This window comes from Bradyrhizobium sp. 141 (assembly GCF_023074055.1).
In the GTDB taxonomy this organism is placed as follows: domain Bacteria; phylum Pseudomonadota; class Alphaproteobacteria; order Rhizobiales; family Xanthobacteraceae; genus Bradyrhizobium.
This window is the reverse complement of sequence record NZ_JADPKR010000005.1, coordinates 50197-63142: the sequence shown is the minus strand read 5'-3', so window position 1 is coordinate 63142 and position 12946 is coordinate 50197. Positions and strand designations below refer to the sequence as shown.

The 12946-nt window shown below is 61.4% G+C and carries 12 protein-coding genes; 4 read left to right on the top strand and 8 right to left on the bottom strand.

Annotated elements, in window-relative coordinates; genetic code table 11:
* Position 1: 1 nt before the first annotated feature.
* The 4 genes from IVA81_RS02095 to IVA81_RS02080 form a co-directional block, all read right to left on the bottom strand.
* Positions 2-931 carry a 3-keto-5-aminohexanoate cleavage protein gene (locus IVA81_RS02095; protein ID WP_247311526.1) on the bottom strand — a complete coding sequence of 310 codons (930 nt, stop codon included), beginning with the start codon at positions 929-931 and terminating at the stop codon, positions 2-4.
* Positions 932-974: 43 nt separating this feature from the next.
* Positions 975-1769 carry an enoyl-CoA hydratase-related protein gene (locus IVA81_RS02090; protein ID WP_247311524.1) on the bottom strand — a complete coding sequence of 265 codons (795 nt, stop codon included), beginning with the start codon at positions 1767-1769 and terminating at the stop codon, positions 975-977.
* A gap of 16 nt (positions 1770-1785) precedes the next feature.
* A complete protein-coding gene (locus IVA81_RS02085) occupies positions 1786-2544 on the bottom strand; it encodes an SDR family oxidoreductase (protein ID WP_247311519.1) in 759 nt (252 codons plus the stop codon).
* Positions 2545-2607: 63 nt separating this feature from the next.
* A complete protein-coding gene (locus IVA81_RS02080) occupies positions 2608-3789 on the bottom strand; it encodes an acyl-CoA dehydrogenase family protein (protein ID WP_247311516.1) in 1182 nt (393 codons plus the stop codon).
* A 125-nt stretch (positions 3790-3914) separates the two neighbouring features.
* On the opposite strand from IVA81_RS02080, the gene IVA81_RS02075 reads away from it, so the two are divergent.
* Both IVA81_RS02075 and IVA81_RS02070 read left to right on the top strand, forming a co-directional pair.
* Complete coding sequence (locus IVA81_RS02075) at positions 3915-5213, top strand: enoyl-CoA hydratase-related protein (RefSeq protein ID WP_247311514.1); 1299 nt, start codon at positions 3915-3917, stop codon at positions 5211-5213.
* A gap of 26 nt (positions 5214-5239) precedes the next feature.
* Positions 5240-6430: a CoA transferase gene (locus IVA81_RS02070; RefSeq protein WP_247311511.1), complete on the top strand. Its 1191-nt coding sequence runs from the start codon at positions 5240-5242 to the stop codon at positions 6428-6430.
* A gap of 42 nt (positions 6431-6472) precedes the next feature.
* Here the strand turns inward: IVA81_RS02070 and IVA81_RS02065 are convergent, their stop codons facing one another.
* From IVA81_RS02065 to IVA81_RS02055, 3 genes are all read right to left on the bottom strand, one after another.
* The gene (locus IVA81_RS02065; RefSeq protein ID WP_247311508.1) at positions 6473-6862 is read right to left on the bottom strand and encodes an OB-fold domain-containing protein; all 390 of its coding nucleotides are present in this window, start codon (positions 6860-6862) and stop codon (positions 6473-6475) included.
* On the bottom strand, positions 6862-8010 hold the full coding sequence (locus tag IVA81_RS02060) for a thiolase domain-containing protein (RefSeq protein WP_247311505.1): 1149 nt from the start codon (positions 8008-8010) through the stop codon (positions 6862-6864). The genes IVA81_RS02065 and IVA81_RS02060 overlap by 1 nt, the downstream gene beginning before the upstream one ends.
* A gap of 69 nt (positions 8011-8079) precedes the next feature.
* Positions 8080-9276 (bottom strand): ABC transporter substrate-binding protein, encoded by a 1197-nt coding sequence (locus IVA81_RS02055; RefSeq protein ID WP_247311503.1) that lies wholly within the window; start codon positions 9274-9276, stop codon positions 8080-8082.
* A 277-nt stretch (positions 9277-9553) separates the two neighbouring features.
* On the opposite strand from IVA81_RS02055, the gene IVA81_RS02050 reads away from it, so the two are divergent.
* The gene (locus IVA81_RS02050) at positions 9554-10723 is read left to right on the top strand and encodes a phosphotransferase (RefSeq protein WP_247311500.1); all 1170 of its coding nucleotides are present in this window, start codon (positions 9554-9556) and stop codon (positions 10721-10723) included.
* A gap of 58 nt (positions 10724-10781) precedes the next feature.
* On the opposite strand, the gene IVA81_RS02045 is transcribed toward IVA81_RS02050, so the two are convergent.
* The gene (locus IVA81_RS02045) at positions 10782-11714 is read right to left on the bottom strand and encodes a LysR family transcriptional regulator (protein ID WP_247311497.1); all 933 of its coding nucleotides are present in this window, start codon (positions 11712-11714) and stop codon (positions 10782-10784) included.
* 145 nt (positions 11715-11859) lie between these two features.
* On the opposite strand from IVA81_RS02045, the gene IVA81_RS02040 reads away from it, so the two are divergent.
* Complete coding sequence (locus tag IVA81_RS02040) at positions 11860-12945, top strand: ecdysteroid 22-kinase family protein (RefSeq protein WP_247311494.1); 1086 nt, start codon at positions 11860-11862, stop codon at positions 12943-12945.
* Position 12946: the final 1 nt, after the last annotated feature.

Below are 12946 nucleotides of genomic sequence, written 5' to 3'. Positions count from 1 at the left end.
GTCAAAAGGCGACCTTGTCGCCGCCCTTGAGCTGGAGGATGTCGCGAGCGTCATCGGGGCTTGCGATTTCGAGCCCGAGGCCCTCGATGATCTTGCGGACCTGCGTCACCTGCGCCGCATTGGTTTCGGCAAGGCGGCCCGAGCCGATCCACAGGCTGTCCTCTAGTCCAACCCTGACGTGGCCGCCCATTGCCGCCGCCATTGCGGCGACCTGCATTTGCGCGCGGCCGGCGCCGAGCACCGACCAGCGATAGTTGTCGCCGAACAGGCGATCGGCCGTCCGCTTCATGTGCATGACGTCATCGGGATGCGAGCCGATGCCGCCGAGCAGTCCGAAACAGGTCTGGATGAAGAGGGGCGCCTTCACCAGTCCTTCGGTCCAGAAATAGTGCAAATTATAGAGATGGCTGGTGTCGTAGCACTCGAACTCGTATCGCGCGCCAGAGCTGTTCAGCGTCTCCAGCGCGTAGCGAATATCCTTGAACGAGTTGCGGAAGACGAGATCGTGGGAGCCCTCGAGCATCTGAGGCTCCCAGTCATGCTTGAAGGTCTTGTAACGCTTCAGCATCGGGAACAGGCCGAAATTCATCGATCCCATGTTGAGGCTCGCGACCTCCGGCTTCCAACTCGCTGCCGGACGGACGCGCTCCTCCACGGTCATGTAGGGCGACCCGCCCGTCGTCAGGTTCACGACGACGTTGGAGCTCTGCTTGATCACCCGGAGGAAAGGTTCAAAGGCCTCCGGCGATTGATCCGGCCTCCCGTCGACCGGATTCCGCGCGTGCAGATGCACGATCGCAGCGCCGGCGGCCGCGGCGCCGAGCGCGGATTCGGCGATCTCCGCCGGTGTCACCGGCAAGTGCGGCGACATCGAGGGCGTGTGGATCGATCCCGTGACCGCGCAGGAGATGATCACCTTGTGCGACGCCATGGCTTGGTCTTCCTGATGGCTTGGTCTTCCTGGCCTGCGCCGTTCAGCGCGTGAACTTGTGAAAGTCCGGATCGCGCTTCTCGTTGAAGGCTGCGACGCCTTCCTTCGATTCCGCGGTGTCGTAGAACAATTTCACCGCGTGCAGCGCGAAATTGCTGATGCCGCGGATATTATCGGAATCGGCGTTGAAGGACCGCTTGGCGAGTGCAATGGCGGTCGGCGAGCGCTGCGCGAGCTTGTCGGTCCAGTCCTTCACGGCCGCATCCAGCTGCGCCATCGGCACGACCTTGTTGACCAGGCCCATCTCGCGGGCCTGCTCCGCGGTGTAGCGTTCATTGAGGTACCAGATTTCGCGGGCTTTCTTGTCGCCGACGTGACGGGCCAGGAATGCCGTGCCCCAGCCGGCATCGACAGAGCCGACCTTGGGGCCGACCTGGCCGAACTGGGCCGTATCGGCCGCGATCGTGAGGTCGCAGAGCGTGGCGAGCACGTTGCCGCCGCCTATCGCAAATCCGTTGACCCGGGCGATGACCGGCTTCGGAACATCGCGGATCAGGCCCTGGATCTCGTCGATCGGTAGTCCGACCACGCCGCGACCGTCATACTGGCCCTCATGGGCGGATTGATCGCCGCCGGTGCAGAAGGCTTTCTCGCCGGCACCCGTGAGTACGATGCTGGAGACATTGCGGTCGTTGCCGGCAATCTGAAAGGCCTGGATCAGCTCGTCCAGCGTGCGCGCACGGAAGGCGTTGTACACCTTTGGCCGGTTGATGATGATCCACGCGGCGCGGTCGCGCACTTCATAGATGACGTCGGTGAATTGCTTGGGATCGGTCATGGTGGGTCCTCGCACGTTAGATCATGTTCATTCCGCCGGAGACGGAGATGGTTTGTCCGGTGATGAATTTGCCGTCGTCGGAAGCGAGCATCGCAACGATCCCGCCGTAATCGTCGGGTTCGCCCATCCGCTTGAGCGGGATGCCACGAACCATCGCGTCCTTCCACTTCACGGCGTGCTCACCCTCGCCAAGCACGGACGCCATCATCGGCGTGTTGGTCGGGCCGGGGCAGACGGCATTGAGCAGGACGTTCTTGCGTGCCAGCTCGCGCGCCAGCGACTTCGTGAACGAGATCAGGCCACCCTTGCAGGCCGAGTAGACGGCCTCATCGCTGGTGCCGACGCGGGCGGCGTCGGAAGCAATATTGACGATGCGGCCGCCACCGCGCTCGGCCATCAGCGGCGCAATCGCCTTGTGGGTATTGAGCGGTCCGTAGAGATTGATGCGGATGATCTTGTCCCAGAGCTCCCGATCGGTCTTCAGGAACGGCATCGGACGGTCCCAGCCGGCATTGTTGACCAGAAGCCAGATCGGGCCGAGTTCGGCCTCGACCCTGCCCACCGCGGCATCGACGGAGGCGGCATCACCGACGTCGACCGCATAGGTCTTGATGACGGCCTGCGGCGCGAGTTTTGCAGTTTCTTCGCCGCCTTGCGGATTGATGTCGAAGATCGCGATCTTGCAGCCTTCTTCAGCCAGCCGCAGCGTCAATCCTCTTCCGATGCCCTGTCCGCCGCCGGTCACGACGGCAACTTTTCCCGATAGGCCCTTCAACGTCGATCTCCCTTGTCGTTTGTCGTTTCTTTGGCAGCCTTCGATGGGACGAAGGCAAGGGGGCTATGAGGCCGACCCGTTCTTCTGGATGTCGTATCCGCGTTGCGAGTACATCTGGCGCGCGATGATCGTCTTCATGATTTCGATCGAGCCGCCGGCGATCTTCACCACGCGAGCGTCGGCATAGGCCCGCGCGATCGGATATTCCCACATATAGCCCCAGCCGCCAAAGAGCTGGAGGCATTCGTCGACGGTCTCGCAGTGCAGCTCTGACGTAAACATCTTCGCCATGGCAGCGTCGACCGGATCGAGCCTACCTTCCATGAACAGGGCGATGCACTTGTCCGTGAAGACGCGCGCGACGGTTGCCTTGGTCCTGAGATCGGCCAGCTTGAACTGCGTGTTCTGGAAGTCGGCAAGCTTCTGGCCGAATGCGCTTCGTTCGGAGGTGTATTGCAGCGTCCAGTCGATCACCGTCTCGGTGACCGTCGCCGATCGGATCGCCTGCGCCAGCCGTTCCTGCGCGAGTTTGGTCATCATCTGGGCGAAGCCGCGCCCCTCCGCGCCGAGCATGTTGCTCGCGGGAATCCGGACATTGTCGAAGAACAGCTCGGACGTATCCTGGGCCCTCATGCCGAGCTTCTCTAGATTCCGGCCACGTTTGAAGCCGGGCCGATTGCTCTCGACGATGAAAAGAGTCACGCCCTTGGCGCCGGCCTTGCTGTCGGTCTTGGTCGCGAGCACGATGAAGTCGCAAAGCTGCCCGTTTGAGATGAAGACTTTCTGGCCGTTGATGACGAAGTCGTCACCGTCGCGCGCGGCTCGCGTGCGGATCGCTTTGAGGTCGCTCCCGGCGTGAGGTTCCGTCATACCCAGCGAGCCGATCGCTTCGCCGGATACCATCTTGGGCAGCCATTTGCGTTTCTGGGCCTCGCTCCCGAAGGACAGAAGATAGGTGGCGACCAGGTCGGTATGGATCAAAAAGCCGGGACCGCTGGCTCCCGCTCGCCAGAGCTCTTCGAACACAACAACGTCGAAGAGATAATCGAGGCCCATGCCGCCATATTCCTCTGGCACGGTGCAGCAGAGGAGGCCAGCCGCGCCGGCTTTCAGCCACAAGTCTCGTGGAACGATGCCCTCTTCTTCCCACTGGGCATGAAAGGGCACGATTTCGCTCTCGACGAAGCGACGGACCGTCTGCCGGAAAATCTCGTGTTCCTCGCGAAAGATCGTGCGTTCGATCATTGTCAAATATCGCCTCGTCTGATTTAGTTAGCTAGTGTACAGTATTTGATCGGGGTATACAACCCGAAACGACACGCAGGCAAGAGCGATCGTACACCAATGAACGGTAGCGAGGAGAGCGAGCAATGACAGTCGGGCCGGTGCTCAAGCAGTTTCGCCTCGAATTGACCGAGCAACGCGTCGTGCACCTCATCTTCGACATGCCGGGACGATCGATGAACGTGTTCTCGAATGCTGCGATCGAGGAGCTTGGGTTGTTTGCGGACTGGCTCAGGCAAAGCGACGTGGCGGGGGTCGTCATTCGTTCCGGCAAGTCGACCGCCTTCTGCGCCGGCGCGGACTTGGCCGAGCTGGAGACTGCCTACGACATGATTATGGCGGCGCCGTCCGCCGAGCGCGACCGTCTTGCTTTCGATCATTTTTTTCGATTGAGCCATGGGTTGCGGAAGCTGGAGACGGCTGGCAAGCCGGTCGCGGTGGCGATCGCTGGCCTTGCTTTGGGCGGCGGCTGCGAGTTTGCCCTTGCGGCGCATCATCGAGTGCTTGCCGATCATCCCCAGGCGACATTTGGTTTGCCGGAATCGCTTGTCGGATTGTTGCCGGGTGGCGGCGGAACTCAGCGCCTACCGCGCCTGATGGGCATCGAGGCGGCGCTGCCCGTACTGCTCGATGGCGCGCGACTTAAAGGACAAGAGGCCATTGCAGCCGGACTTGCGCATGAACTGACGGTGCCAGGCGAAGAAGTTGCGGCGGCTGAGCGCTGGGTGCTGTCGCGACCATCCGCGGTGCAGCCCTGGGATCGACCAGATTGGCACACGTCGGATGCGCCGCGCGTGAAGGCAGAAATCGGAGAGAAACGGAACAAAATGCTGGCCGAAACGCTCGGCCACTATCCGGCTCTGTCAGCCATTCTCGACTGCGTCGAACAGGGCCTCCCGCTGGATTTCGATACGGCCATCCGAACGGAGATGCAGATCTTCGCGAAGCTGATCCAGAGGCGGGAGCCGCGTAACATGATCAGGACATTGTTCCTCGGTCGGCTCGATCACGAACGGCAAAAAAAGGCCGGCTTGAATCCCAAGATCACCGCGGCAGTAGCCGACGTCTCGAAGGTTCTCGGTGTTCAGTCGGACCGTGGCAAGGAGCTTTCCGAGGCGTTTGCCCGGGCGGGCTTTCGCGTCGAACAGCCCTGTAAGATCGAGTTCGACGGGCGTATCGCTGGCGCGGTCTACTGGCATGACGATGAGCCGCGGACCTGGGGCAAGGAGTTGCTGCGCGCCAGGTTGGCGGAAGCAGAAGGCGCTGCCGCGGGCTGGCGATCCCAACTGGATGAGTCCGAACGTCGAGCTGCCGACTATGTTCTGGTCACGCAGGCCGGTTTTCCCGCTTATCTCGGTGGCTTGTTCGCCGCCGGGCTCGGCTAGTCAGTGCTCCATGAAGGAGAAGAATCGTGTCCAGACCTCTTGAAGGTATCAAGGTTCTCGATCTCTCGAAGGTGCTCGCCGGCCCGCTCTGCGCGCAATATCTTGGAGATCTCGGCGCCGAGGTGATCAAGGTCGAAGCGGTAGGGCAGGGAGATGAGACGCGGGGATGGCCGCCGTTCCCTGCGCCCGGCCTTGGCACGGTGTTTCTGAGCGCCAACCGGAACAAGCGAAGCATTGCCATCAACATGAAATCCGACAAGGGGCGGAAGCTTGTGCACGAGCTCGCAAGATCCGCCGACGTCGCGATCGAGAGTTTTGGCACTGGCGTTGCCGAGCGGCTGGGCATCGATGCCGCAAGCCTCTGCGCGCTTAACGATCGTCTGGTTCATTGCAGCATCTCGGGCTTCGGCAGGACGGGGCCGCTCAAGAATTCCCCAGGCTATGACGTGATCCTGCAAGCCTTCAGCGGCATCATGTCGATGACGGGCGACGAGGGCGGCGGCTACATCCGCAGCCCGATCTCGCCGATCGACCAGATGACCGGTGTCCATGCCTTTAGCGGCATCCTCGCTTGCCTCTTTGCACGCGAGAAGTCGGGCAAGGGCGCCGCGATCCAGGTATCGCTGTTCGACACGGCGCTTGGACTCCTCGGCTACAATCTGCAGACCTTCTGGGAGCGGGGGACGCAGCCGGCCAAGTGCGGATCCAGCCACGAATCATTATGCCCGTACCAGGCATTCGAAGCCGCGGACGGACCGATCATGATCGGAGTGGCCAACGACAACCTTTGGCGCAAGTTCTGCGGCGTCGCCGGCCTGAATGCAATCGTGGATGATCCGAGATTCCGGACCAACGCGGAGCGGGTGAAGCATCGTGCCGAGACGTTGCGCCACGTTCAGTCCGTGATCGCCACCAGGTCTGTCGAGCATTGGAATGCGGCCCTGAACGAGGTCGGCATCCCCTGTTCACCCATCAACACGCTCGCCCAGCTTCTGGATCATCCCCATACGAAGGCGGACAAGCTCATCATGCAGTACGACCATCCAGCGGTCGGCTCCTTGAACTGCGTGGGCCATCCCGTCACGTTCGTTGGGGAAGAGCGCGATCCCGGCCTTCCTCCGCCGACGATCGGGCAACACACCGACGACGTCCTGACCGAGCTCGGACTATCTGCTGCCAGCATCGCCGAGCTGCGCCGCGATGAGGTCGTGAGTTGACCGGTGTCCGGGCTGCGACGCACGAAGCGATAGCGATCCACATCAGATGGGTGTGAAGAACGGCAGCGGTGCACCGTCGGTCGGCTTGAAAACCACCTTCACCGTCTGGCCGATCTTCAGCGTCGTGAGATCGCAGTCGACGAAGTTGGTTTGCACCGACGGCCCCTCCTTCAGCGTGACATAGCCGATCGCGTAAGGACCGGTCGGCGACTTCCGCATCAGGCTCCAGGTGTAGATCGTGCCCTCGCCCGAAGCCTCCTCCCACACGGTTTTGTCGGAGAAGCAGAACGGGCAGATCGAGCGCGGGAAGTAATGCGCCTCGCCACAGGCGGTGCAGCGCTTGATCATGAACTTGCCCTGCTTGGCCGCGTCCCAGAACGCCGCGGTCTCGGGGTTCGTGACCGGTGCCGGATACTTCTTTGCTTCGCTCATCACACGCGCTCCAGAATGGCGGTCGAAGCGGCATGGCGAACACCCAAAAGGCCGCCGGTGCCGTGAGCGATGGCGAGATCGCAATTCGAAACCTGCACCTCCGGATGCGCCTCGCCGCGCAGTTGCCGCACGGCCTCGATGATCTTGGTCATGCCGCCGCGATTGACGGGATGGTTGCTGCAGAGGCCGCCGCCGTCGGTGTTGAACGGCAGCTTGCCAACGCCCGAGATCAGATTGCCGTCGGCGACGAACTTGCCGCCCTCGCCCTTCTTGCAAAAGCCGAGGTCTTCGAGCTGCATCAGCACGGTGATGGTGAAGCTGTCGTAGATCGAGGCGTATTTGATGTCCTTCGGCGTGATGCCGGCTTCCTCGAACGCACGCGGGCCGGACCAGATTCCGGCAGAGTGAGTGAGGTCGAGATCCTTGCCGCCGCCCGGCCCCTTCATCGCCTCGCCGTGGCCGATCAGGCGCACCAGCGGCTTCCTCAGGCTCCTGGCGATCTCGGGAGAGGTCACGATCAGCGCACCGCCACCGTCAGTCACGACGCAGCAGTCGAGCCTGCGCAGTGGGTCGGAGATCATCGGCGAGTTCAAGACGTCTTCGACGGTCACGACCTCCTTGAGCATCGCATGCGGATTATATTGCGCGTGATGCGAGGCCGCGACCTTGATCCAGGCAAGCTGCTCGCTCGTGGTGCCATAATCGTGCATATGGCGCATGGCGCACATGCCATACGCATTGTGCGTCGTCGCGCCATAGGCAGTCTCGAAGTCGGCCTCGGGGCCCGGCGCGCGCAGCTGCGGCGGGCCGGTGCGCGGCTTGCCTGCCAGTGTAATCAGCGCGATCGAGCATTTGCCGGCGGCGATCGCTTCGGCGGCATGGCCGAGCTGGATAATGTAGGAACAACCGCCCGTGTCGGTGCTGTCGACATGGCGTACCTTCAGGCCGAGATAATCGACCATCGGCCAGGCGCCTCCGGGCGCGTCGCCTGACAGGAAGTAGCCGTCGATGTCATCCTTGGTCAGCCCCGCATCTTCGATCGCGCCCTTGGCGACCTCGGCGTGGAGCTGCGCGGTGGATTTGTCCGGCGCATGCCGGGTCGGGTGTTCGTAGATTCCGGCAATGTAGGCCTTGCCCTTGATGGTCAACGAAGGTCTCCGTTCGTGTGTTCTTTGGTTTGAGGCCCACCGAGGCGATGCTCGGTGGGCCTCAAGGGGCTATTCGTCGAGTAGCTTCCAGGACGCCTTGTCGAAGATGGCCATGCGCAAGGAGCGGTAGGGGGCGTAATTGTCCTTGGAATTGGTGAGCTCGATCCCGGGAAGAAGCATACCGACCCGCTCCTTGTTGAAGCTGGTTGCCTGCGCCAGTAGGTTTTCGCGTGTCAAATTGTCACCGCAGCGCTGCAAACCCTTCGCGATGGCTTGCGCATTGATGTAGCCGGACAGTGCGATGAAGTCGTTCGGACTGTCGTTCGGTGCCCATTTCTTCATGAAGGCGACGTAGTCCTTCACCTCGCCGTCCTCCGCCCAGGCGGGATCGCTGGCCTGCTTGGCGAATTGAGTCGTATAGGCGCCCTGGGCGTTGTCGAGCCCGGCAGGTGTCAGCACGCCCTGGATCGAGTTGACCGGACTGGCGAGGAACTGGACCGGTTTCCAGTTCAGCTCATTGGCCTTCTTGATCGCCTGCGCCGCAAACTTGGGCGTCGTAAAATAGACCAGCGTATCGGCGCCCGAGGCCTTAAGCTTGAGGACTTCAGAGTCGACGGTCGGATAGCTCAACTCGTAGCTTGCGTCAGCCACGATTTTCGCCGTGCCGTCGGACCCCAGACCTGCCTTGAGGCCCGTAAGGTAGTCCTTGCCGTAGTCGTCATTTTGATAGAGCACCGCGATCTTTGCGTTTGGAAACTTCTTGAGAATGAACTTGCCGAACGTGGCGCCCTCCATTTCGAAGGGAGGGTAGAACGGGACAGTCCACGGGAAGGCTTTCGGGTCGTTGAAGCGGCGCCCGCCGGCCGAAATGAAGACCTGGGGAACCTTGTTCTGATTGAGATACTTCTGAACGGCGATGTTCGGCACCGTGCCTACGGTCCCGACCTCGGCCAGGACACCATCGTCGTCGACCAGCTTTCGGGTCTGTTCGATGGCTTTGGGCGGGCTGAAGGCGTTGTCGAGGGAGATCAGGTTGATCTTCCTGCCGTTAATTCCACCTGCTTCGTTCAGCATCTGGAAATAGCCGGTCATGACCCGGCCATAGCTCGAGAAGGTGGACGCCGGCCCGCTATAGGGGACGGTCTGGCCAATCTTGATCCCGGTGTCGGTAACGCCCGGGCCATATTGCTTGTCGGCTGCGCCGGCTTCGAGGAGGGCGCCTAGTGTGAAAAGAGCCGAAGCGCCGACCAGAATCGGAAATCTCATGCTTTCTCCCATATTGGTTTCTTGCAGGCGCCGGCGCGGCCGACGCACTAAATAAGTACACTACTATACTAAATATAAGGAAATGGAAATATGGCGCATGCGGACTCATGAGCCTACAATTTCACTATTGTTATCGCGGGCGCTGCCGTTCGCCTGCGCCTTTTCTATGCCGTCTTTCCTTGACGTCGCCGGGATTGTGGGGTCAAATAGTACGAAAGCGTACTAACATTCCGCCGGGCGGCGCGCGACGATTGCCGCCGGTGCAGGGAGAGGGATCATGGCTGCCTCAGGCGCAACGGCACTGGCCGCACTGAAGATTGGCGGGCGCGTTGCCTTCGAACGACTGGTTCGACCCAAGGCGCGACGGCCTGAAGATGTTCCGTGCTCACCCGACGCCATCACGCCCGAATGGTTGACGGCCGTGCTTTGTCAAAGCGTTCCGGGCGCCGCCGTGTCAGGCGTTGCTGTAAAGGCCGCAAGCGCGGGGACCCACGAACGCCACCAGTTGATCGTCAGTTACAACGAGGCCGGCGAACGCGCGGATCTGCCGAAGTCGATGTTCACGAAGTCGCTGCCCAGTGTTGTTACGCGTATGATCGGCGGCTTCAACGGCACCGCGCGGGTCGAGGGCCGGTTCTATATGCAACTGCGGCCGCAGCTCGAGATCGAGGCGCCGATCGGCTATCACGCCGCGTTCGATCGCCAGACCTACGCCTCGATTCTGCTCCTTGAGGACATGGTCGCGACGAAATCTGCGACGTTTTGCAACTCCAAGACTTACGTCGATCGTGCGACGGCGGAGGACATGGTGGATGTCCTGGCTGCCCTGCACGCGCGTTTTTACGGCAATGGCGAACTCGCGGCGCGCTATCCCTGGGTCGCCAGCTATCCGCGCTGGTTCACCATCGGCGCGGAAAAGATGAGCCTCGAGCACTACACCCGAAAGGCGTTCGACGCTGCCGCGCACGTCATCCCGAAGAGCGTGCTGGCGCGGCGAGACGCGGTATGGCCGGCCGCCGTGCAGGCGCTTGCGGTCCACGACAACGAGCCGCAGGGACTGATCCATTCCGACGTGCATATCGGCAATTGGTATCGCACGGGGGCGGGGAAGATGGGGTTGTGCGACTGGCAGTGCCTTGCGCGCGGTCACTGGTCGCGGGACTTTTCGTATGCCGTCACGGCCGGGCTGACGCCCGACGACCGCCGCAATTGGGAAAAGGATCTGCTCCGTCGCTATATCGATCGGTTCGCAGAGTTGACGGGGACCAGGCCTGATTTCGACCGGAGTTTCCTGCACTATCGCCAGCAGATGGTGCATGCGCTCCTGATGTGGACGATCACCTTGTGCCATTCGCCTTTGTTGCCGGCCATGCAGTCCGAGGAGACGGCACTGGCGATGATCGAGCGTATTGCCACGGCAATGGCCGATCTGGACTCGCTCGGGTGATCGATCTCGCGGTGGAGGATCCAACGTTCCCGAGGCAATGAACGCGCGGCGAAGTTCTTCACGCAGACGAGATTGCCGTCGTCCTTTCGCCCACTGGTTTATCGGCTTGCCCGACAGTTTCGCGCGCAATCGCGACGAAGCGTTCGACGACGCAATTGACCGGATCGTTCCGCCACACCAACGCAAAGGGGATGGTCAAGGGCGGGTTGGCAAACGGTCGAACCCCCACGCCGCTCGGTACCAGGCCGACAAGGGACAGCGGGATGAAGCCAATTCCCGCCTCGGCAGCGACGAGCGTCAGGATCGCAGATGCGCGGGACATTCGGGCGGCGATCTTTGGCCGGACGTCCGCGCGCGCAAATGCGGCCATAATTCGATCGCCGAAGCGGCTCCCTTCCTCGGGTAGAATGATGGGCTCCTCTCGGAACTGTTCAGGGTAGACCGAGGGGCTATCGAGCAGGCGGGAGGAGTCTGGCATGCATGCAAGTACCGCGTCATCGCCAATGCCCAGGCTCGAAATCCTTGGGTGCGCTTGCAAGTCTGGCACGAACAAGCAGTCAAAGGTGCCGTGCAGCAACGCGCGTTCAGAGCCATTGGACGACTGCTCAAGCAGAATGGTGTCCGTGTCGGGGTAGCGATGCCGAAAGTTCTGGATGATCCGCGGCATGGGCGAACTGAGAGCCATCTCAGAGTAGCCGATACGCAACCGCTCCCTGGAAATGCCGCCGGCCGCACGCGTCTTGTCGGCCAATGCTTCGATCCGCTCGAGCAAATCCTGGCCTTCCCGCCTCAAAACGCTTCCAGCGGGCGTCAGGCAAACGTTGCGCCTGTTCCGATCGACAAGGCGCACGCCCAGGACATCCTCGAGCCGCTGCAATTGGTCGGTCATCGACGATTGCGAAATGCTCGCCCTCCGAGCTGCTCGACTGAAGCTCAGCTCGTCCGCCAGATACATGAAATAGCGGAGTTGACGTAACTCGATGGGTGGCATCCTCACCTTGCAAACGTCTTATCGGATTGACCGATAAGTCTATCACCGCAGATTCGAACGCGTCAACTTGAGCGGCGTGCTACCCCTGACGACAAGAAAACAATTTGCAGGACGACATGCAGCAACGTCGCCTGCGGGAGGAACGATGAGCGCTGCCTTTCCTGTGTCGCTAGGGGAAGTCGATCCTGCGTGGTTGACGGACGTCTTGCGAGAAAACCGGCTGATAGCGCCAAGCGAAAGGGTCGATGGCTTCGAGGCTACCCCGATTGGACTTGGTTTCGGGCAAACGGGCGAATCTGCTCGATTGACGTTGCGCTATGCACAATCGGGAGCACCGACGACGGGACCGGCCAGCCTGTTCGTGAAATTCGCCACGACCGACGCGGTGAGGCGGAAGGCGTCGAAGGCGATCGGTCTCTACCAGCGAGAAGTTGATTTTTACAATGTCCTGTTGAAGGCCGCGAGCGTTCGTGCGCCAGGGTGCTACTTCGCCGAGACGACGTGCGACGGCGGATTCTTTGCGCTGCTTCTCGAGGATTTTCCCAACCACCGCCCGGGTGACGAAACGGTGGGCCTCAAGGTTGATGAGGCTCGCCTTGCGATCGATCTCATGGCTCAATTGCACGGCCCATATTGGGGCAAGATGGCGAAGGTGGATCTCGCGCCGCTAGTGATGCCGTCGCGCGACAGGTATGTCACCGCCTGGAATGAGATGGAGGCGCGGTTCGGGGAGCATGTGCCGGATTGTTTCCGTACGGCGCGCGAGGCCTATCTCGACGCCGTCGTCCCGCTTCAGGAATGGCTTACCTCCCAGCCGTCGACGCTGGGGCACGGCGATCTTCGCCTCGACAACCTGTTGTTCGGGCAGGACGGCAAAGACCCGATCGTCGCGGTCGATTGGCAAGCCGTGCGTCCGTCCAAGGGGATGAGAGATTTCGCGTATCTGGTCAGCCACAGCATGAACGTGGACGACAGGCGCGCCAACGAGCATGAGCTGCTACGACGTTACGTCGAACGTATCGGAACGTTCGGGATACGATATTCCTTTGAGAACGCGCGCGAAGACTATCGTAAGGCGATGCTGTTCGACTTCTGCACGGTTCTGTACATCGTTGGCATCAACATCAACACCCATGAGCGAGCATTGAGGCGCAAGCACGCGTTAATGAACCGTGCCGTCACCGCCATGCTGGATTGGAACGTGCTCGATCTGCTCCCGGAATTCCGATGAA